This window comes from Actinocorallia sp. B10E7, from assembly GCF_039871655.1.
GTDB lineage: Bacteria > Actinomycetota > Actinomycetes > Streptosporangiales > Streptosporangiaceae > Actinocorallia.
On sequence record NZ_JBDPLZ010000017.1, the window covers coordinates 64008 to 84743 of the forward strand.

Below are 20736 nucleotides of genomic sequence, written 5' to 3' on the forward strand. Positions count from 1 at the left end.
TGATGAAGTCGTGCCGTACAGCTGTAGCGGGTCTCGTGCTGGGTCTCGTCCTCGTCGCCGGATGCGGTGGCGAGGACCCGGAAGCCGAACCCTCGCCCACACCGACGACGAGCACTCCGACTCAGACCGCCCCGCCCGACACCTCGCCGGAACCCACCCCCGGACAGCCGGAGCCGGAGGAGCCGCGGAGCATGCTCCCCAACGGCTACGTGCCGCTGTGGCCCTTCAGCGGCCCGGCAGAGGCCCGCTCCTTCCGTCCGGGCGGGTACGCGTCCTGGAACCTGGACGCCGGCGGCACCGCGCTCTCCTTCACCCGCTCCTACCTCGGCTTCACCGGCATCGACCGGATCACGAGCCGGTCCGTGAACGGAACGGAGGCCAGGATCGGCGTCGGTTTCCGGGCCGAGGGCCGCGACCTCACCGCCGCCGTCATCCACCTGTTCCGGGTGGGCGGCGACCCCGACGGGCCGTGGGAGGTCGTCGGCACCGACGACACCACCCTCAGCCTCACCACCCCCGCCTACGGAGGGCGGACGGAGTCCCCCGCGACGCTGGGGGGCCGGATCACGGGCGTGGACGAGAGCCTCCAGGCCAAGATCCTGCACCCGCGCGCCGGGGAACCGCTCGGCGAGCACTGCTGCACGCCCGCCGGGGGTCAGGACGCGCGCTGGCGGCTGACCCTGCCCTACGAGGGGGAGATCGAGAAGGTCGCCACCATCGTGGTGTGGACGGGCGGCCATGTGGCCGACGTGGAGCGGTTCGCGGTGACCGGTATCCGCCCCTGACCGCCGCCCGTCCCGGCCGGCGTCCTCAGGCCAGCCCGGCGCGGCGCAGCGCGTCGGCCAGGGCGCCCGACGGCTGGGAGCCCTCACGGCGCCCGCCGTCGTCCTTGCCCCTGCCGCCCTTGCCGCCTGTCTTGCCGCCGCCCTGGGGACGGCCGCGCCGCTGCTCGTCCCCGCGCCGCTCGCCCTTGCCCCGGCCGTCGCCGCGCGGGCCGCGCGGCGACTCCTCGTCCAGGCGCAGCGTGAGGGAGATGCGCTTGCGCTGCAGGTCCACCTCCAGCACCTTGACGCGCACCACGTCGCCGGGCTTGACCACCTCGCGCGGGTCGCTGACGAAGGAGTTCGACAGCTGGCTGACGTGGGCCAGCCCGTCCTGGTGCACGCCGACGTCGATGAACGCGCCGAACGCCGCGACGTTGGTGACCACGCCCTCCAGCAGCATGCCGGGCTCGAGGTCGGTGAGCTTCTCGACGCCGTCCTTGAAGGCGGCGGTCTTGAAGGCCGGACGCGGGTCGCGTCCCGGCTTCTCCAGCTCGGCCAGGATGTCGGTGACCGTGGGCAGCCCGAAGGTGTCGTCGACGAAGTCCTGCGGCCTGAGGGAGCTCAGGGTACGGCTGCCGATCAGCGTCTTGAGGTCCGAGCCGGTGGAGTCCAGGATGCGGCGCACCACCGGGTAGGCCTCGGGGTGCACGGCCGAGGAGTCCAGCGGGTCGTCGCCCCCGGGGATGCGCAGGAAGCCCGCGCACTGCTCGAAGGCCTTCGGGCCGAGCCGCGGCACGTCCCGCAGCGCCCTGCGGGTGCGGAAGGGGCCGTTGGCGTCGCGGTGGGCGACGATGCTCTCGGCCAGCCCGGTGCTGATGCCCGAGACCCGGGTCAGCAGCGGCACCGACGCGGTGTTGACGTCCACGCCGACGGCGTTCACGCAGTCCTCGACGACCGCGCCGAGGGAGCGGGAGAGCTTGTTCTCGGCCAGGTCGTGCTGGTACTGGCCGACGCCGATGGACTTGGGGTCGATCTTCACCAGTTCGGCCAGCGGGTCCTGGAGGCGGCGGGCGATGGACACCGCGCCGCGCAGCGAGACGTCCAGGTCGGGCAGTTCCTGCGAGGCGTAGGCCGAGGCGGAGTACACCGAGGCGCCCGCCTCCGAGACCATGATCTTGGTGGTGTCGGGCATCAGCTTGACCAGCTCTCCCGCGAGCCTGTCGGTCTCGCGGGAGGCGGTGCCGTTGCCGATCGCGATGAGCTCGACGCCGTGCGCCTTGACCAGCTTGGCCAGGGTCGCCAGCGAGGCGTCCCACTGGCGGCGCGGCTCGTGCGGGTAGATCGTGTCGGTCGCGACGACCTTGCCGGTGGCGTCCACCACCGCGACCTTCACCCCGGTGCGCAGGCCCGGGTCCAGCCCCATGGTGGGGCGGGTGCCGGCGGGCGCGGCCAGCAGCAGGTCCCGGAGGTTGGCGGCGAAGACCCGCACGCCCTCCTCCTCGGCCGCCTCCCACAGGCGGGCGCGGAGGTCCGACCCCACGTGCACCTGGATGCGGGTTCGCCAGGCCCAGCGGACGGCGTCCAGCAGCCAGCGGTCGGCGGGGCGGCCCCTGTCGGCGATGTCGAAGCGCTGGGCGATGCGCCGTTCGAAGGAGCTCGGGCCCTCGACGGGCTCCTCGGGCTCCAGGACGAGTTCGAGGACCTTCTCCTTCTCGCCGCGGAACATCGCCAGGACGCGGTGGGAGGGGAGCGCGGTGAACGGCTCGGCGAAGTCGAAGTAGTCGGAGAACTTGGCCCCGGCCTCCTCCTTGCCCTCCACGACGCGGGAGATCAGCCGTCCGCCGGTCCACATCCGCTCGCGCAGCTCGCCGATGAGCTCGCCGTCCTCGGAGAACCTCTCGACCAGGATGGCCCGGGCGCCCTCCAGCGCGGCGGCCTCGTCGGCGACCTGTTCGCCCACGAACCCGGCGGCGAGAGCCTTGGGGTCCTGGGACGGGTCCTCCAGCAGGGTGAGGGCGAGCGGCTCGAGCCCGGCCTCGCGGGCCGTCTGGGCTTTGGAGCGCCGCTTGGGCTTGTAGGGGAGGTAGAGGTCCTCCAGTCGGGCTTTGGAGTCGGCGGTGAGGAGCCGGGCCTCGAGCTCCTCGGTCAGCTTGCCCTGGGAGCGGACGGACTCCAGCACCGCCGCGCGACGTTCCTCCAGCTCGCGCAGGTAGCGCAGTCGCTCCTCGAGGGTGCGCAGCTGGGTGTCGTCGAGGGCCCCGGTGGCCTCCTTGCGGTACCGGGCGATGAAGGGCACGGTCGAACCGCCGTCGAGCAGGTCGACCGCGACCTCGACCTGTCGCTCCCGCACACCCAACTCGTCCGCGATACGCCGGTGAATCGTCGGCAGACTCAAGCTCATGGCTGCATTCTTCCGGCTCCGGGGAGTGCTTGTCCCCCGGAAGCGTGACGACGCGGCTCGTCCTGGGGAACGAGTGACCAGTCGCGGGCGTCCCGGGAGTCCCGGCCGAGGAGGGGGCCGAGGATCGCGAGCGCGGCGAAGAAGATCAGGGCGTAGAGCATGGGATTCCTCCGAGGAGTGGTCTTTTCGGGCCACTTCCATTACTTCAGGCCAATGGCTTGTTTGTTAAGGGCCAATCCGACAAACTGGCCTGTATGGGTGATGCGCGGCATGTCAGTGGTCTGCAACTCGCCAGGCTCCTGGGCGAGCTCCCGGCGGAACGGCCGTTCTACGGGGCGCTCGCGACGGGCGTCCGGAACCTGATCCGGGACGGGCGGCTGCCCCTGGGGGTGCGGCTGCCGGCCGAGCGCGATCTGGCCTCCGCGCTGTCGGTCAGCCGCACCACCGTGACCTCCGCCTACGACTCGCTGCGAGAGGACGGCTACGTCTCCAGCAAGCAGGGAGCGGGAAGCTGGACGACGCTGCCCCCCGTCACGCTCTCACCCCTGCCCCCCGTCCCGGCGTTCACCGCCGACCCCGGTCCGGTGATGCCGCCGGACACCATCGACCTGGGCTGCGCCGCGCCGGCCGCGCCCGCGGTCTTCAGCGAGGCGGTCGAGGCCGCGGTCAGGGAACTGCCCCGCTACAGCTGCGTCGCGGGCTACGAACCCGCCGGACTGCCCGTGCTGCGCGCCGCCATCGCCGACCGCTACACCCAGCGCGGCCTGCCCACCCGGCCCGAGGAGATCATCATCACCACCGGCGGCCAGCAGGCCTGCGACCTGCTGATCCGCACCCTGGTGAGCCGGGGCGACACGGTGATGCTGGAACGGCCGACCTACCCCCACGTGCTCACCGCGCTGCGCAACAGGGGCGCCCGGCTCGTCCCCGTGGGCATCGCCGACGGCTGGGACCTCGACCTGATCTCCGCCGGAATGCGGCAGGCCGCCGTCCGGCTCGGCTACTTCATCCCCGACTTCCAGAACCCCACCGGCCACCTGATGCCGGAGTCCGACCGCATCGCCCTGGTCGAGGCCGCCCGCGCCGCCCAGACCCAGCTCATCTCCGACGAGACCTTCGCGGAACTGGGCATCGAGGAGCCCGTCCCCTCGCCCGTCGCCGCCTACGACACCGGCGGCCGGGTGATCTCGGTGGGGTCGGCGTCCAAGCTGTTCTGGGGCGGCCTGCGCATCGGCTGGATCCGCACCACCATCCCGCTCGCCCGGAAGCTGGCCACGGTCCGGGAACCGATGGACATCGCCTCCCCGGTCCTGGAGCAGCTGATCACCGCGGAGCTGTTCCAGCGCCTGGAGGAGGTGCGGGCCGAGCGGTCCGCGCGGCTGGCCGCCTCCCGCGACGCCCTGGTGGAGGCGCTGCGCACCCGGCTGCCCGACTGGAGGTTCACCGTGCCCTCCGGCGGCATGTCGCTGTGGGCGCGGCTCCCCTCGCCCGTGGCCACGGCGTTCTGCGAAGTGGCCCAGCGGCGCGGCGTCCGGATCGTGCCCGGCCCGGTCTTCGGCGCCGACGGGGTGCTGGAGGACGCCGTCAGGCTGCCCTACGTGCTGCGGCCCGACGTCATGCGCGAGGCGGTGGAACGCATGGCGGCGGCCTACTCCGGGGTCGAGGACCTGCCCGCCGCCCGCTCTCTGCCCGCCTGCGTCTGACCCGGGTCGGTCCTCCCTCCCGGCGGTTGTACGGTGGGTCCGCCGGAACGAGAAAGTGGAGGAAGCCGATGGTCGGCTGGCTAGCGGGGACCCTGATCGCGCTGTCCCTGGTGGCGGCGGTGTGGTTCCTGGTGCTCTCGGCCCGGGACAAGCCGATCCAGGCGGTGCACCTGGTGGCCATGGCCGTCCTGGAGGCGGGGCTGCTGATCCAGGTGATCACGGCGGCGGTCCTGCTGGCGGGCGGGCACGACCCGCAGGAGAAGGGCACGTTCATCGGCTACCTGGCGGGTTCGCTGGTGGTGCTCCCGGTCGGCGCGTTCCTCGGCGTCGGCGAGCGCAGCAAATGGGGGTCGGTGGCGGCGGGCGTGGCCTGCCTGACGGTCCCGGTGGTCATCCTGCGGATGCAGGACCTGTGGAGCGGTACCGGTGTCTGAGCTCTCCAGCGGTCCGGGACGCGTCCTGGTCGCGGTCTACGCGATCTTCACCCTGGCGGCGGGAGCCCGGTCGGGCTACCAGCTGGCCACCGAGTTCGGTCAGGCGCCCGTGGCCTACCTGCTCTCCGCGGTCGCCGCGGCGATCTACCTGCTGGCCACCGCCGCGCTGTGGACCTCCCGCCGCGGGGTCGCGCTGGCGGCCGTCGGCGTCGAACTCGCCGGGGTCCTGGGCATCGGCCTGTACAGCGTGCTCGAGCCCGGGGCCTTCCCCGAACCCACCGTCTGGTCGCAGTTCGGGGCCGGATACGGGTACGTCCCGCTGATCCTGCCCGTCCTGGGCCTGCTGTGGCTGCGCAGGCGCTCCGGAGAGCCGGTCTCCTCGGAGAAGTGAGACGGGCGAGGGCGCCGGCCCTCACCCGTCCTCGTGGGTCGGACGGAAGGTCAGCCGCCCGCCTTGCGGCGGAAGGTGCGCTTGCCCCCGCCCTGGGTCTGGTTCCCGTGGATCTTGGATCCGCCCCGGCCGCCTCCGGCGCCGGCGTGGCCCGCGTTCTGCTTGCGTTCCAGCGCCTCCCGGAACCTGCGCTTGGCGGTCTCCTCCGGAGTCTCCTCGGGAGCCTCCCCCTCGGGGGCTCCGGTCTGCTCGTCCTGTTCGTGATCAGCCATGTGTCCAGCTTGCCACGCCGGTCAAGCGCCGAACCACACGAGGAACCCGGTGTCGCCGAACACACGGCCGGTGCCGGCGTGCCCGTGGCCGGCGGCGAGCAGTTCCCCGGAACTGATTCAATCAGTGTCATGACGACGCAGCACGATCTGGAGACCCTGCGGTTCGCTCCCGGGCAGGTCATCCTGCACCGCCAGTTCACCGGTGACCGGCTGGTCTTCGTCCGGGCCGTCCGGGTCGTCGAGCACGACGAGCACGGCCTGCGGTTGTGGATTCCGCGGCACACGGCGATGTCCGCGACGATGACCGCCGACGGGCGCGGACTGCGGGACATGCCGTTCTCCGAGTGGGTGACGGTGGAACGGGAGCTCACCGCCATGCGCTGGCGCGGGCCGAACGTCTTCATGTTCATGCCGCCCGGCGCGGCGCACTCGGTGCTCTTCTTCTGGTACCCGGAGGACACCTTCTACGGCTGGTACGTGAACCTGGAGGAGCCCGGAGTCGTGTGGCAGGACGAGACCGCCGCGGGCATCGACATCTGCGACCAGGACCTCGACATCTGGGTCGACCGGGACCGCACCTGGTCGTGGAAGGACGAGCACGAACTGGAGGAGCGGCTCGGCTTCCCCGAGCACTACTGGGTCACCGACGAGCAGGCGGTGCGGGCCGAGGGGCTGCGGGTGGCCGAGCGGATCGAGAAGGGGCACTTCCCCTTCGACGGCACCTGGTGCGACTTCCGGCCCGACCCGTCCTGGCCGGTGCCCGACGAGCTGCCGCCCGGCTGGGACCGGCCGCGCGCCCGCCGCTGAGAGCCGGCTCGGGGCGGCCCGGCGTGGCCGGCGCCGCCCCGTCCCTGGTCAGGGAGTGAGGACCAGGGAGATGTTGTGGCCGCCGAAGCCGAAGCTGTTGGCGACCGCGGCGCGGACGGGCATCCGGCGGGCGCCGCCCCGGGCCACATCGATCTTGATCTCGGGGTCGAGTTCCTCGAGGTTGAGCACGCCGGGGACGATGCCGTCGCGGACCGACAGCAGGGCGCTCATCGCGCCCAGCGCCCCGCTGGCGCCGATGAGGTGACCGGTCATCGACTTGGTGGCGGTGACGACCGGGTGCGACCCCAGGGCGGAGGCGATGGCCTCGGCCTCGGCGACGTCGCCCTGCGGCGTGGAGGTGGCGTGCGCGTGCACGTGGTCGATGTCCAGCGGGGACAGGCCGGCGTCCGCCAGGGCCGCGCGGATCGCCCGGGACTGCCCCTCGGGGTGGGAGGCGGTGATGTGGTCGGCGCTGGAGGTGATGCCCGAACCGGCGATCCGGCCGTGGACGGTCGCGCCGCGGGCGGCGGCGAACTCGGCGCTCTCCAGCACCATGACGGCGGCGCCCTCGCCCATGACGAAGCCGTCGCGGGTGACGTCGAAGGGCCGCGAGGCGGTCTCCGGCGAGTCGTTGCGGGTGGACAGGGCGCGCATCTGGGCGAAGGCGGCCATGGTGAGCTGGTGCACGCAGGCCTCGGCGCCGCCGGTGACGACGACGTCGGCGCGGTCCAGCCGGATCAGGTCGGCGGCCATCGCGATGGCCTCGGCGCCCGCCGCGCAGGCGCTGACCGGGGTGCGGGCGCCGCCCTTGGCACCGATGTCCATGCTCACGTAGGCGGACGGGCCGTTGGGCATGAGCATCGGGATGGTGTTGGGGGAGACGCGCCTGGGCCCGCTGCTGGTGATGGTCTCGTATTGGCCCAGCAGGGTGTTCGCGCCGCCGATGCCGGTGCCGATGACCACGGCGAGCCGCAGCGGGTCGACCTCGGGCCGGCCCGCGGACTCCCACGCCTCGCGTCCGGCGACCAGGGCCATCTGCTCGACCCGGTCGAGGCGGCGGGCCTCGACCCGGCTGAGCACCTCGGTGGGGTCGACCTTGAGCAGGCCCGCTATCCGGGAGGGCAGTTCCCCGGCCCACTCGTGCTCGATCAGGGTGACCCCGGACCGTCCCGCGAGCAGTGCCTCCCAGGTGCTCGGCAGGTCGCCGCCCAGGGGGGTGGTCGCGCCCAGGCCGGTGACGACCGCTTCACGCATGGTGTTCTCCCGTCTAGATCTCACAAACCGCTGTTGTCTCGAGAGTCGAGACCGGTTCACCGGATCCTCAGTCTGCCAGGGGATAGCAGAATTCTCGCTGGGGATCTTGGACCAAGCTGACCGCCGGGCTGTTGTAGGTAACCTATAACTTGATCTTGATCCTGCCGGGTTTCCGGGCGCTCTTAGGATGGCGGGGTGAGCATCGAGGCGATCGCGCTGCTGAACGATCCCGTCCGGCGCGGGCTTTACGAGTACGTGGCGGCCCAGGGGTACGACGTGGGGCGGAACGAGGCGGCGGAGGCGGCGGGCGTCCAGCGCACCCTGGCCGCCTTCCATTTGGACAAGCTCGTGGAGGCGGGCCTCCTGGACGCGGTCTTCCGGCGGCCCGCCGGACGCGGCGGCCCCGGCGCGGGGCGTCCGGCCAAGTACTACCGGAGGGCCTCGGGGGAGTTCGCGGTGAGCGTGCCGCCCCGCGACTACCGGACCGTCGCGTCGCTGCTGGCGGAGGTCGTGAAGCAGGCCGGCCTGGACGGGAAGGCGGAGGACGCCGCTCGTGCGTATGGCCGGACGTGCGTCGGGGAGCCGGAAGAGCTGCTGCGCGAGCGCGGCTACGAGCCGTACGAGGAGGACGGCGTCCTGCGCATGCGCAACTGCCCGTTCCACCTGCTGGCCGAGGAGTACCCGGTCCTGGTGTGCTCGATGAACCTCGCCCTGCTGGAAGGGGTCGTCGAGGGCTGCGACTGGAGGGCGCGCATGGATCCGGCTCCCGGCAGGTGCTGTGTGGCCCTTTCTAAAACTAGCGAGATTTGACATATTGGCGACATGTATCTCGCCCAGTTCAACATCGCGCGCCTTCTGGCCCCCATCGACGACCCCGCGACCGCCGACTTCGCCATGAACCTGGACAGGATCAACGGGCTGGCCGAAGCCGCGCCAGGTTTCGTCTGGCGCCTGGCGGCCGAGGACGAACCCTCCACCCACCCCTATGCCGACAAGACGATCGTCGTGACCATGAGCGTCTGGGAGTCCCGACAGGCCTTCTTCGACTTCACCTACCGCAGCGTCCACCTGGACTTCCTTCGCCGCCGCGGCGAATGGTTCGAGCACATGGAGGCCCCCGCGAGCGTGATGTGGTGGATCCCCGAAGGGCACATCCCCACCGTCGAGGAGGGGAAGGAGCGCCTGGAACTGCTCCGCGTCCGGGGCGCCACCCCTGAAGCGTTCACCTTCCGCGAGCACTTCGAGCCGGAACCCGCCCGTTAGAATCCGGGGACCATGGCCGACGAGCAGCCCCGCGACCCCGATGTCGATCTGCGGATCCCCGCACAGCGCCGGGAACTGGAGCGGACCCCGCGGCGGGTGCTCGGCGCCATCGCGCTGGGCGGGGCGCTGGGCGCCCTGGCCAGGCACGGGCTGACGGTCCTGCTGCCGTCGCCGCAGGGGGAGTTCGTCCGCGCGATCTTCCTCGTCAACGTGACGGGCTGCCTGCTCATCGGAGTGCTGATGGCGGCGATCGCGGCCCTGCCCTCCCTGCCCTCCCTGACCCGGCCCTTCCTGGGCGTGGGCTTCCTGGGCGGCTTCACCACTTTCTCCGCCTACATGATGGACGTCCACCGGTCGGACACTCCGGCCACCGCCCTTCTCGTCCTGCTGGCGACCCCGCTGGCCGCCCTGCCCGCCGCCTGGCTGGGCTCGGCCGCGACCCGCGTCCTGCTGCGCCGCACGGAGGCCGCGCGTTGACCGCCCTGCTCATCGCCCTGGGGGCGGCGGTGGGGGCGCCGCTGCGGTACCTGGTGGACCGGGAGGTCCAGCGGCGGTGGGGGACGGCGTTCCCCTGGGGGACGCTCGCGGTGAACGTCGCCGGGTCGGGGGTGCTGGGGCTGGTCGCGGGGGTTCAGGCGGGAAGCGGAGTGATGGAGCTGGCGGGGGTCGGATTCTGCGGGGCGCTGACGACCTATTCGACGTTCGGGTACGAGACCGTCCGGCTGATGGAGGAGGGGACCGGAGGACGTGCCCTGGCCAACGTGCTCCTGAGCACCGGAGCCGGTCTGGCGGCCGCAGGGCTGGGGCTGGTCGTGGGAGGAGTATTTTGATGCGCCGGACGTTGGCCGGACGATTGCCCTGAAACGAGCAGCGCACCTAGGCTGGCCACCATGATCACGCAGAGGGGGGACGAGTGAGTTCCGTCCCGGTCGGGTGGAGTCTTCGCAGACGCAGGGAGGAGGCGGTGCCGAGACTGCTCGACGCGGGCATCGAGACCCTCCTGGAACTGGGGCCGGTCCGCTGCACCCCGCAGGCCGTCGGCGCGCGCGCCGGGGTGGCTCCGGCCGCGCTGTTCCACCACTTCGGCACCCTGGAGGACTTCTACATGGCGGTGGCCGAGGAGGTCGCCTGCCGCCAGCTCGTGGCGATGCAGGGACTGCTGGACGCCGCGCCCCGGGACGAGGAGCCCCTGGAGACAGCCCTGCACATGCTGGCGGAATTGAGCTCGCACCGCATCTGCGGGGTCTTCCTTGAGCTGATGGGCGCGGCCCGCACCGACCCGGCCCTCGCCGCCCGGCTCGGCCCGCTGCTGGACGCCTACCGCCGCGACATCCAGGAGATCGCCGGGCAGCTGCCCGGCCTGGACGTCCTGCCGCCGGCCCTGTTCGCCGACCTCGTCCAGCTCGCCCTCGACCTGTTCCGAGGCACCCGCCTGCGCGGGGGAGACCAGCGGGAGCGCCTCCCGCTGATCATGGCGATCCTGCGGGGCAGGGTCGCCGTCTTCATGGACGGTTGAACTCCGGGGAGCGCGCGCCCCTTCCGGGAGGCGGGACGGGCACCGGCTCCCGGTGGCGGCGCGGCCCGTAACGGGGGGCGACGCTGGGCCGGGGCATCTCGTGCCGGGGGAACAGCACGATCGCCGCCAGGGTGAGGACGAAACCGCCGGTGCGCAGGACCGTGGGGGCGAACCCGTCCGGCCAGGGCTCGTCGAAGAGCACCGGGCTGCACAGGACGAGCATCGTCCGTCCGGTGACCGTGATGAGGGTGGCCACGATGGCGATCCGGCAGCGTTGCAGGGCGATCTGCAGCTGGGCGAGCGCGATGGCGGCCATGCCCAGCGTGAGATAGGGGTAGGGCGAGGACACCAGGGCCCAGACGTCGCCCTCGCTCGCCCACACCGCCGCGATGCCCCGGATTCCCGTCTCCGCGACGCCCGAGCAGACGCCGGCGCCGATGCCGTAGGCGACGCCGGCCAGGGGCCGCGCGTGCCGCCCGCCGCGCCTGCGGTCACCGACCAGCCAGACCAGGCCCGCGATCAGCAGCGGCGGGACGGTCACCAGCGCCAGTTCGGGCAGGGTGGGGGAGCGGGGGTCCAGATCGGTCCCGTCGGTCTCGGCGCTGGACAGCCCCAGCAGGACCGTCGCCACCCCGAACAGCGCGACGCTGGCCCACTCCCGCGCGCTGAGCCGTTCGCCGAGGAAGAGCGTCGCGTAGGCCAGCAGCAGCATGAGGCTCACCGAGAAGACCGGCTGGGCGACGCCCAGCGGCAGCGCGGAGAAGGCGATGACCTCGTAGGCCAGGCCGATGAACAGCAGGATCCCGCCGGTGAACCAGACCCAGTCGGTGAGCATGTGCCAGGCGGTGTGGAACAGCCGGCTGCCGCGCAGCGGGGGCATGCGGGAGGCCGCCTGGCGGAAGAAGAGGAAGGCCACGTAGTAGACGCTCGTCCCGAGGAGTGCCGCGCCGACCGAACCCAGGGTGACTCCGTCCAAGTCGGGGCTCCTCATCTGAAAGTGTGATCTGGCTCTCTCCGTCGCACACCTTAGAGCAACGATGTCGGGATTGTTATCTCGGCCCCATATCACCTAAACCATATTGATCACCCTATGTGGCACAATCCTCACCCTCATACTCGATCTCTCAGGGAGGCGCGCCCCAATGAGACGGCTGAACGGCCCGGGAGCCCTGCTCCTGGCCGCGGCGGTGGTCCTTGGCACCCCCGGTGCGGTCTCCGCCTCGGCACGTGCGGACAAGACCCTTCGACTCCGGCAGGGCACCCCTGTCAACGCCGCGAGCAGGGCGGGAGGCACCTGCCCCGTACCCGCGGACAAGGACGGCTGGCACTTCACGCTCGCCGAGGCGCCGAGCAGGGTCACCTTCCAGTCGGTGACCGTCACCTTCGACATCGGCGGCACCCAGACGGTCGGGGCCGGCGGCCGCGACGCCTACGTGGCGTCCGAGCGGGGCGCCAACCTGACCGGGGCCACCGCCGTCGTGGACGGTTCGCTGCTCGTGCTGCCGCTCGTCCGCTACTTCGACCTGGCCAACACCTGCCCGGGCCAGGCGCCCCCGCCCCCGCCTCCACCCGCGCCCGCGCCCGCGCCGGAGCAGCCTCCCGCGGAGCAGCCGCCGGGCGACCAGCCCGGCCAGGACCAGAAGCCGGACGGCGGGAACAACGGTTCGGGGCAGCAGAAGCCGAAACCCGGCGCCACCCCGACGTCGGCGAGCCCCACCGTGACCCCCGCGGCCACCACGGAGCTGCCGAAGGTCCCCGGCGGGATCGACCAGCCCGAGCTGCAGGTCAACACCGATGACGACAGCACTCCCGTGGCCGTCGCGGCGGACGAGCCCTCCGGCGGCCTGGGCATCCAGGGGTTCGCCCTCGCCGCGGCCGGCGTCTTCCTGCTGGTCTTCGGATGTGCCGCCGTCTACATCAACATCCGCCGCCGCAACGCCTGAGCAGCGCCCGGGAGCGGCCCCGCCGGTCGGGGCCCTTCCGGCGTTCCGGTAGATTAAGCGCGCGCTTAATAAGCGAGCGCTCAGCGGACTGGAGGACGACGTGCGGCGGACGCTGTTCAACGAGGACCACGAGGCTTTCCGGGAGACGGTGCGCGCTTTCGTCGAGCGCTCGATCCTCCCGAACCACGAACGTTTCATGGAGCAGCGCTCCATCGACCGCGACGTGTGGCTGGAGGCCGGCGAGCTCGGCCTGCTCGGCCTGGAGGTCCCCGAGGAGTACGGCGGTTCCGGCGCCCACGACTTCCGCTTCAACGTCGTGGTCAACGAGGAGCTCTCGAAGGTCGCCCTGGCGTTCGCGTCCTGCATGAGCATCCACGCCGACATCTGCGTCTCCTACCTGGTGAAGCTCACCACCGAGGAGCAGAGGAAGCGCTGGCTGCCGAAGTTCTGCACCGGCGAGCTGTGGACGGCCATCGCGATGACGGAGCCCGGCGGCGGCTCCGACCTCGGCGCCCTGAAGACCACCGCGGTCCGCGACGGCGACGAGTGGGTCATCAACGGCAGCAAGACCTTCATCACCAACGGCTACTCCGCCGACTTCGTGATCGTCGCGGCCCGCACCGACCCGTCGAAGGGCTCCAAGGGCATCTCCCTCTTCGCCGTCGAGGCAGGCACCCCCGGCTTCGAACGCGGCCGCAAGCTCGACAAGATGGGCCAGCACGAGTCCGACACCGCCGAGCTCTTCTTCAGCGACGTCCGCGTCCCCGCCGACAACATGATCGGCGAGGAGGGCACCGGCTTCATCAACATGATGAAGCTCCTCCCTCAGGAACGCATCGCCACCGCCGTGACGAACCTGACCCACGCCACCCAGATCTTCAACGAGACCCTCCAGTACGTGAAGGACCGCAAGGCCTTCGGCCGGCCCGTAGGCTCCTTCCAGCACAACGCCTTCCAACTGGCCGACCTCGCCACCCGCCTGGACGTCACCCAGGCCTACGTGGACAAGTGCATCGAGGCCCACGTCGCCGGCGAGATGACCACCATCGACGCCTCCAAGGCCAAACTGTGGTCCTCTGACGTCCAGAACGACGTCATCGACGCCTGCGTCCAACTCCACGGCGGCTACGGCTACATGCACGAATACCGCGCCGCCCGAGCCTGGGCCGACGCCCGAGTCACCAAGATCTGGGCCGGCTCGAACGAGATCATGAAGCTGATCATCTCCCGGGACCTCGGATTGTAGCTCTCACCTGCACCTTCATGGTTTGGCTGGTGCGGGAAATCTAGCACCGTGTTAGATCGTTTGTTAGAAAATCCGGTAAGGATCTTCCTTTCGCCATCGGTCCTGTCCGGTATCTCCAAGTCTGTTCTCGTGCTCATCCGTCTGGCGGGGCGGGTTGTCTGCTTGGGAGTGCCTGGAGTCCCAGAGTCGGTCTTTTGGACTGAAATACAATGAGTCTCTTATCGGAGGGTCTGGTCGGTTTTTGCCGACCAGACCCTCCGCGCCTGCTCCTGGTGAGAGTGGGTCGAAGGGCTTCCTGGATCGCTCGACTCGGTTCTAGGGTCAAGAGTGAGAAGGGGAACGACGGCCTGCGGACTCTACTTATTCTGTGGTTAAGAGCGTGCAGTTCTCTGTGGCTCTTTTAAGGGGTTGTAGTTCGGCCACGTCTGTTTGAATCACTCCCTCAACGCTGGGGTCAAGGGGTTTCGGGATCAAATCCTGTCGTCCCGCTGAACCCAGATCTTGATTTGCGATGTAAAGGGCATGGGGGGAGATGTTCGACTTCGATATCTCTCTCGACGTCCGTGCCCGTCAAACGGGGACAACATCAGGCTGGCAGGAGGCAGGTCCTGGAGCCCTGGAGAACGACCTGGCGTCGGCCGAGTAACGGGTCTGCTTCTCATCCCTAGAGGTTCGGCCATGTCCTGATCTGCATTACTAGATTCACTGCTCGTGAAGAGCGCATGGAGCCATCCGGCCATCGTCCTTGTTGCTTGCCTGATCAGCGGGATCGTAGGTGCGATATTTGCCCTGTTTGTCGCGAACACCTCAGGCATGTTCGACGGTCGGCAAGGCCCTCCAGGCATGCAGGGTCCGCAGGGGTTCGCTGGGCCTCGCGGGCCTGAGGGGAAGCCTCCGCAGATGTCTTCGTATTTCGACAGCTCGGGATTTTGTCCCCTCGGCTCGAGGTGGCAGACGGTGACGGTGCCCAGCCAGTTCTTGGTGCCGCCTACTGGGGGAGTGGCCAACCCGATCAACAGCCGAACCATCTACGCCTGCGTCCGCTGACAAGAGCAGGTTCGTTGAAGGACACGATCCTTGATCGTTTAGGGTTCGCGTCAGTGGGCGAGCCAGCGACGGCTGCCAGTCGGCAGGTCCGATATGGAGATCGATGATGACACCATCTACTACGGCGCACAGCCGGGTCTGTTTAGCTAAGAGGTGGGACAGGTTGTTGCTGGTCAGTGACGGTGTCGGGTGAGGCGGCCGTCGGGGTGAGACCGGTGACGGCGTAGACCGTTTTGACGGCCGACATCATGGCGCGCAGTGGAAAGCGAGCGCCCCATGGAAGTTTCACTCTGCGGCCGAGTAAGGGCAAGATAGCGTGCAAGGGGAAGTGGTAAACCAACAGTCTGGGCGGGGGTCGCGAGCGGCCCGTCCCGATGGCGGGAGAGACCGAATGGCCGTGTACGGCATCGACCTCGGAACTACCTACTCATGCGTTGCGCGGATCGATGATGTCGGCAGGCCTGCCGTGTTGCGCAACCTCGAAGGCTCGGACACCACACCCTCCGTCGTCTACTTCGAGAGCTCCGACAGCGTCGTCGTAGGGCAGAGCGCCAAGGACGCCGCCGTTCTCGATCCCGAGCACGTCGTGCAGCTCGTCAAACGGGATATGGGCCATGTGGTTCCGCGCGAGTTCCACGGTCGCACCTACACGCCCGAGGAGATCTCCGCTCGTATCCTGCGCAAACTCGTCGACGACGCCAAGGCCTTCAGCGGTGACGAGGCGCACGATGTGGTGATCACAGTGCCCGCTTACTTCGGGCTCGCCGAGCGGAACGCCACCCACAAGGCCGGCGAGATCGCCGGACTGCGCGTCCTCGATGTGGTGGCCGAACCCGTCGCGGCCGCACTTGACTACGGGGCCCTGGAGGGAAACGAGGACGGTGGGGACCGGGCCATCCTCGTGTACGACCTCGGCGGCGGCACCTTCGACACCACGGTCCTCACCCTTCGCGGTCGCGAGCTGACCGTGCTGTGCACGGACGGTGCGAAGGAACTGGGCGGCAGCGACTTCGACGATCGCATCGTCATGCATCTGGTGGAGCGGTTCCGTGAGCGATTCCCGGACGTCGCCGACCCCCTGTCCGACCCACTGACCGAGACGCAGCTGCGCAGGGACGCGGAAGAGGCGAAGAAGGCTCTGTCCTTCCGCGAGCGGTACATCGTCCGGATCATGCATCAGGGCATGGTCGAACCGGTCGAGCTGACCCGAGACCTGCTCGAGGAGTTGACCCGCGATCTGGTCGATCGCACGGTCGACATCACCCGCCGGACGGTCGAACTGGCTGCGGAGCGGGGAGTATCGGCATTCGATGACGTCCTGCTCGTCGGCGGCGCCACGAAGATGCCCGCCGTCGCGGCCGCCCTGCGCACGCTGTTCGGCTTCGAACCCAGGCTGCACAACCCCGATCTCGCCGTGGCCTGCGGTGCCGCGCTCTATGCTCTCGACCAGGCCGCGTTCATCACCTCCACCAGCGCACTGCCCGCTGACGGGGTACTCGATGTGCCGGAGACCGGCCTCACCCACCGTTCATACGAGATCACCACGGTCGCCTCGCGCGGTTACGGCATCAAGGTCACCGACCCCGATACCGACCGGGAGTACATCACCCACCTCGTGCACGCCAACGACAGGCTGCCGGCGTCGGTGACCGAGGACTTCTACACCCTCCGCGACGGCCAGCGGCAGGTCCAGATCCAGGTGATGGAGCAGGCGGGCGCCGTCGAGTCGGAGGAACTGCAGCACAACACCGTGGTCGCGCAGGGAACGCTGAAGATTCCGCCGAACAAACCGGCGCGCTGGCCCTTCCAGTGTGCTTTCACGCTCGGCCTTTCCGGGCTTCTCACCGTCATCGCCACCGAACAGGAGACCGGTGAGCAGATCGAGATCTCTGTTCAGATCGGAGGACTGTCGCAAGAGGCGGTCGACGAGGCCCGGGTTGTGATGAGCCGTCAGCGGATCCTTTGACCGGGGACAAAGACGGAGCGGGGCGTGGACTTCGACGAAGCGCGTTACCGGCGCGAAGTGCTCGACGCCGGGTTGCCCGTGACCGAGGACCTGCGCACGCGCTACCAACTGCCGCAGCACCTCGACGGCCCCGCGGTCGCCGCGGCCGTGGCCGCGGTCCTCGCCTGCTGGCGACGCAGCCGTGCTCGGCTCAAATACCGTGCGGTCATCGTGCAGTTGGAGGCCGGGTACCTCATGCACCAGCCGCTGCTGGACGAAGCGGCGCACGGGGACCCGCGCCGGCTACGGGCGGCGCTCGAGGAACACGGCCGGCTCGCCGAATCGGAACGTGCGCGGCTGCGTGCGGCAGTGGAGGAGGCCGCAGGCGGGCTGGGACTGCTCGCCGAGAGCACGCTCGCAAAGATCGCCACCGCCCACCGGGTCGGCGAGGACCGGGTGCGGGAACTGGTGTCCGAACTGGGAGTGCGCGTCACCGAGCCCGACTCGCTGCCGGAGTCGGTACCCCATCTCGCGTACGCGCGCTGCGCCGGCCACCTGGAAGTGCTTCGACTGCGACACCTTGCCGATTTCCTCGCGACGGGGGTGCCCGGCGGACGGACCGACCGGCCCGTCGGCGTCTTCGGCGCGCCGCCCGTCGACCGGCGGACCTTCGAGGCGGCGGCGCACGCCTGGGGCCGGCTGCCGCACGGTTCCGCCCAGACCGCGGCCCAGGCTGTGATCGCCGCCCTGCGCGAGGTGCTGGCCGAGCAGGGGCCGGAGGGAGCCGCCCGGATCCTGCGTCACGAACTGGCCGTGCTGCTGCGGCGGCGCCGCGACGCTCGCGCCACCCCGGCCACGCTCCTGGCCTACGCGGTGGAGGAACTGTCCATCGCCGAGTACGACGCGCGGCGGCTTGTTTTCGCGGTGCTGCACGAGGCGGCCGGTGATCCCGTGGCGGACAGGCTGCGCCGTCTGGCTGCGGACGGGCGGCTCGTCGAGGCAGCGGCCGTGGCGGAGAGGATTCCCGCCGACTCGCTTTCCGAGGCCGTCCGCGCGCTGGTCGAGCATATGCGTGGAGAACTCGATGCGGCGCACGCCTTGCTGGATCGCGCGCGCCGGTTGCCATCGGCTGAGGCGGACCAGGCCTGGGACCTGCTGGAACGAGCGGAGGCAGCGGTCCTTGACCTCCCGGGGATCGACTCCGTGCGCCGCGGCCTCGCGGTCCATCCCGTCTCGGGGCTCACCGCGGTCCCGGACAAGGCACACATCGTCCTCCGGTGGCGGCCCTCGCCCTCCAGGGCCGGCGAGCCCGAATACGTGCTGCTGCGCGCCGAGCGGCACCCGCCGCTCGGCGCTGCAGAGGGGACGGTGCTGCCGCTCGCGTCGCCGCGTGACACCCTGTATGTGGATGAATCGCCCCCGGCCGGGGTCCCGCTGTACTACGCGGTCGCCGTGCGCCGGGCAGCCGAACCGGCCGGTACGCCCGCGCCGCTCGTGGTGTGCGGACCCGTCGTTCACTGGCCTGAGGTCTCTGACGTCCGACTGCACCCCGGAGACGGGGAGATCACCGCCGGGTGGATCTGCTCGCACAGGGCCGAGTCCGTCGAGGTCGTCCGGACCGGGCCGGACGGCGCGGAGGTACGGGTCGCCGCCCGGCCAGACGGCTTCACAGACCGGGGGCTCGCCAACGCGACGACATACCGATACCGCGTTCGCGTCGCCTACCGCGCCGACAACGGGCGGCTCGATCACACGGACGGCCTCTGGTTCTCGGCCGCGCCGTCTGCGCCGCCCGAGCCGGTCACAGACCTGGATATCCGCCTCGTTGACGGTGGCCTCCTGGCGTGCTTCGACCGGCCGCCCGGTGGCAAGGTGCGCCTGTACGGCTTTGACGACGCGCCCCCGTGGACCGTCGGCACCAGGCTCCGCACGGCAGAGCTTCCCGGGTCGCCGATCACGACGCACCATACCCGGGACGGACTGCGGTTCAGACCGCCGGATCGGCCCATCGTGGTGCTCGCGGTCACGGTCGCCGGGGATCGCGCCGTCATCGGAGCGCACGCTGCGGTCACCGCGCAGCGCGTCGGCGCCCTGGCGGTCACACGCCACGGCGGCACCGGATTGGCCGTCGTCTTCGACTGGCCGCCGGACAGCGGCAGCGAGATCGAGGTCACCTGGCGGACCTCTGGGGATGCGGGAGAGCGACGGCGCTCGATAACGCGTGCCTCCTATCGGAACGAGGCGGGTGTGCGGTTGCCGGTCCCGGACGGTGCCGGCGTGGAGATCGAGGTGCGGGCTGTCGCTCTGCTCGGCGACCTGCGCGCCTATGGTCCACCGAGCAGGCTGGTCCTGCCTCCACGCGCCGACGTCGACTATCGCCTGGAGCGGCACGGCCTGCTCCGGCGCCGCACGGTCACCGCCGTCTTCACCGCGCGCACCACCGTAAGAGCCCAGCGGCTGCTGCTGGTGCGGTCGCGTGATCCCGTATGGCCGCTGGAACCCGCCGACGGGGACGTTCTCGCGGAAGCCGCCGACGTGACGCTCGGTCCGGGGCGGGAGGCGAAGCTGTCAGCGGACCTGGCCCGTGGCCCGGACGGCTGGCTGCGCTGCTTCGCCTTCGGTGAGGCGCTCGTGCTGCGCGACCCGCCGCAGCACACCCTTAAGGCCACTTAGAGGGAGCTCACGTGAGACTGTCGTGGCGTGGCGTCCGGGTGTGCCCGCACTGCTTCCGGAGCATTTCCCGAGCTCAGATCGCGTACGTCTGCGTCTCCTGTGTCGGTTCCCCGACCGGTTCGGCGGTGTGCGGCACCTGCGGGCGCACCCTCCGGCCGCGCTGCGCCGCCTGCGGACACCACCTGCCAGAGGGCTACCTGCGCGCTCCCGGAAGACTCGTGGCACTGGTCGGACCGGCCGGCTCGGGCAAGAGCACCTACATCGCCGTTCTCGTACATGAACTCATGTACCGTCTCGGCGCCGAACTCGAAGCCGCGCTGCTGCCCTGCGACGACGACACGATGGCCCACTACCACGAAAGATATGAACGGCATCTGTACGAGGAACAGCACATCGTCCCCAAGACCGTCGAGAACGACGGCGGCCGACCTCTTGTCCACCGCCTCGTCCGCGTCCGGCGAGGCCGCTTCGGACGTGCCCGCGAGCAGGCGCTGACCTTGGTCTTCCTCGACACCGCAGGCGATGACTTCACCTCGCGCGACCGCATGGAGGCCGAACTGCGCTACCTCGCCGCGGCCGACGCCGTCGTCGTCCTCATCGACCCGCAGGACCTGCCGGGCGCGCCTCTCAGAGGCCGCGGCGGAGTGCCGGGGCGGTCGGGCGAAGTCCTCACCCGGGTACTGGACCACCTGAGCGCTGGCCGGAAGGTGACCGTACCGGTGGCGGTCGCCCTCACCAAGGCCGACCTGCTGTGGCCGCACCTGCCGGCCAATTCGTCGCTGCACCGCACCCGCCGCCCCGGCCCTTTCTTCGACGACGACGACCGAGCCGCCGTCCACACCGAGCTGCAGGCCCTCCTCAGGCGCTGGCAGGAGCACCGGCTCGACGCGCGGCTGCGCCGGTTCTGCACGGACTACCAGCTGTTCGCCCTGTCCATGCTCGGCACCGCGCCTCGGCAGGACGGCGGCCTGGGAGTCGGCGGTGTCGTACGCCCGCACCGGGTGGAGGACCCCCTGATGTGGCTTCTGCACCGCTTCGGCGCTCTTGACAGGGAACGGGCCTGAGGTACATGGACGC

At 70.4% G+C, this 20736-nt stretch carries 20 protein-coding genes; 15 read left to right on the top strand and 5 right to left on the bottom strand.

Features of this window, described 5'->3' with window-relative positions:
* Positions 1-2 precede the first annotated feature (2 nt).
* Complete coding sequence (locus ABGB12_RS33955) at positions 3-785, top strand: hypothetical protein (protein ID WP_347684468.1); 783 nt, start codon at positions 3-5, stop codon at positions 783-785.
* A gap of 25 nt (positions 786-810) precedes the next feature.
* Here the strand turns inward: ABGB12_RS33955 and ABGB12_RS33960 are convergent, their stop codons facing one another.
* Positions 811-3165: a Tex family protein gene (locus ABGB12_RS33960; protein ID WP_347684470.1), complete on the bottom strand. Its 2355-nt coding sequence runs from the start codon at positions 3163-3165 to the stop codon at positions 811-813.
* Positions 3162-3326 carry a hypothetical protein gene (locus tag ABGB12_RS33965; RefSeq protein ID WP_347684472.1) on the bottom strand — a complete coding sequence of 55 codons (165 nt, stop codon included), beginning with the start codon at positions 3324-3326 and terminating at the stop codon, positions 3162-3164. Before ABGB12_RS33965 ends, ABGB12_RS33960 begins: the two co-directional genes overlap by 4 nt.
* Positions 3327-3419: 93 nt before the next feature.
* Here ABGB12_RS33965 and ABGB12_RS33970 point away from each other — a divergent pair, with 93 nt between their 5' ends.
* The 3 genes from ABGB12_RS33970 (at position 3420) to ABGB12_RS33980 (ending at position 5693) form a co-directional block, all read left to right on the top strand.
* Positions 3420-4868, top strand: a complete 1449-nt coding sequence (locus ABGB12_RS33970) for a PLP-dependent aminotransferase family protein (RefSeq protein WP_347684474.1) — start codon at positions 3420-3422, stop codon at positions 4866-4868.
* Positions 4869-4936: 68 nt separating this feature from the next.
* Positions 4937-5302: a hypothetical protein gene (locus ABGB12_RS33975; RefSeq protein WP_347684476.1), complete on the top strand. Its 366-nt coding sequence runs from the start codon at positions 4937-4939 to the stop codon at positions 5300-5302.
* A complete protein-coding gene (locus ABGB12_RS33980; RefSeq protein WP_347684478.1) occupies positions 5295-5693 on the top strand; it encodes a hypothetical protein in 399 nt (132 codons plus the stop codon). Before ABGB12_RS33975 ends, ABGB12_RS33980 begins: the two co-directional genes overlap by 8 nt.
* A 50-nt stretch (positions 5694-5743) precedes the next feature.
* Here the strand turns inward: ABGB12_RS33980 and ABGB12_RS33985 are convergent, their stop codons facing one another.
* Positions 5744-5965: a DUF5302 domain-containing protein gene (locus ABGB12_RS33985; RefSeq protein ID WP_347684480.1), complete on the bottom strand. Its 222-nt coding sequence runs from the start codon at positions 5963-5965 to the stop codon at positions 5744-5746.
* Between the two features lie 129 nt (positions 5966-6094).
* On the opposite strand from ABGB12_RS33985, the gene ABGB12_RS33990 reads away from it, so the two are divergent.
* Positions 6095-6772: a DUF402 domain-containing protein gene (locus ABGB12_RS33990; protein ID WP_347684482.1), complete on the top strand. Its 678-nt coding sequence runs from the start codon at positions 6095-6097 to the stop codon at positions 6770-6772.
* A gap of 48 nt (positions 6773-6820) precedes the next feature.
* On the opposite strand, the gene ABGB12_RS33995 is transcribed toward ABGB12_RS33990, so the two are convergent.
* On the bottom strand, positions 6821-8026 hold the full coding sequence (locus ABGB12_RS33995) for a beta-ketoacyl-[acyl-carrier-protein] synthase family protein (RefSeq protein ID WP_347684484.1): 1206 nt from the start codon (positions 8024-8026) through the stop codon (positions 6821-6823).
* A 195-nt stretch (positions 8027-8221) separates the two neighbouring features.
* On the opposite strand from ABGB12_RS33995, the gene ABGB12_RS34000 reads away from it, so the two are divergent.
* The 5 genes from ABGB12_RS34000 to ABGB12_RS34020 all read left to right on the top strand — a co-directional run bounded on the left by ABGB12_RS34000 (position 8222) and on the right by ABGB12_RS34020 (position 10805).
* Positions 8222-8836, top strand: a complete 615-nt coding sequence (locus ABGB12_RS34000; RefSeq protein ID WP_347684486.1) for a transcriptional regulator — start codon at positions 8222-8224, stop codon at positions 8834-8836.
* A gap of 12 nt (positions 8837-8848) precedes the next feature.
* The gene (locus tag ABGB12_RS34005; RefSeq protein ID WP_347684488.1) at positions 8849-9289 is read left to right on the top strand and encodes a DUF3291 domain-containing protein; all 441 of its coding nucleotides are present in this window, start codon (positions 8849-8851) and stop codon (positions 9287-9289) included.
* A 12-nt stretch (positions 9290-9301) separates the two neighbouring features.
* On the top strand, positions 9302-9766 hold the full coding sequence (locus ABGB12_RS34010) for a CrcB family protein (protein ID WP_347684490.1): 465 nt from the start codon (positions 9302-9304) through the stop codon (positions 9764-9766).
* Positions 9763-10119, top strand: coding sequence for a CrcB family protein (locus ABGB12_RS34015; protein ID WP_347684492.1), 357 nt, complete (start codon positions 9763-9765; stop codon positions 10117-10119). Before ABGB12_RS34010 ends, ABGB12_RS34015 begins: the two co-directional genes overlap by 4 nt.
* Before the next feature lie 134 nt (positions 10120-10253).
* Positions 10254-10805 (top strand): TetR/AcrR family transcriptional regulator, encoded by a 552-nt coding sequence (locus tag ABGB12_RS34020; RefSeq protein WP_347684493.1) that lies wholly within the window; start codon positions 10254-10256, stop codon positions 10803-10805.
* Here the strand turns inward: ABGB12_RS34020 and ABGB12_RS34025 are convergent.
* On the bottom strand, positions 10792-11781 hold the full coding sequence (locus tag ABGB12_RS34025; protein ID WP_347684495.1) for a DMT family transporter: 990 nt from the start codon (positions 11779-11781) through the stop codon (positions 10792-10794). The genes ABGB12_RS34020 and ABGB12_RS34025 overlap by 14 nt on opposite strands.
* A gap of 166 nt (positions 11782-11947) precedes the next feature.
* On the opposite strand from ABGB12_RS34025, the gene ABGB12_RS34030 reads away from it, so the two are divergent.
* From ABGB12_RS34030 to ABGB12_RS34050, 5 genes are all read left to right on the top strand, one after another.
* Positions 11948-12748: a hypothetical protein gene (locus ABGB12_RS34030; RefSeq protein WP_347684497.1), complete on the top strand. Its 801-nt coding sequence runs from the start codon at positions 11948-11950 to the stop codon at positions 12746-12748.
* Positions 12749-12848: 100 nt separating this feature from the next.
* On the top strand, positions 12849-13994 hold the full coding sequence (locus ABGB12_RS34035; protein WP_347684499.1) for an acyl-CoA dehydrogenase family protein: 1146 nt from the start codon (positions 12849-12851) through the stop codon (positions 13992-13994).
* A 1438-nt stretch (positions 13995-15432) separates the two neighbouring features.
* A complete protein-coding gene (locus ABGB12_RS34040; protein ID WP_347684513.1) occupies positions 15433-17007 on the top strand; it encodes an Hsp70 family protein in 1575 nt (524 codons plus the stop codon).
* A 72-nt stretch (positions 17008-17079) separates the two neighbouring features.
* A complete protein-coding gene (locus tag ABGB12_RS34045; protein ID WP_347684501.1) occupies positions 17080-19659 on the top strand; it encodes a hypothetical protein in 2580 nt (859 codons plus the stop codon).
* A gap of 11 nt (positions 19660-19670) precedes the next feature.
* On the top strand, positions 19671-20723 hold the full coding sequence (locus ABGB12_RS34050) for a hypothetical protein (RefSeq protein WP_347684503.1): 1053 nt from the start codon (positions 19671-19673) through the stop codon (positions 20721-20723).
* Positions 20724-20736 lie beyond the last annotated feature (13 nt).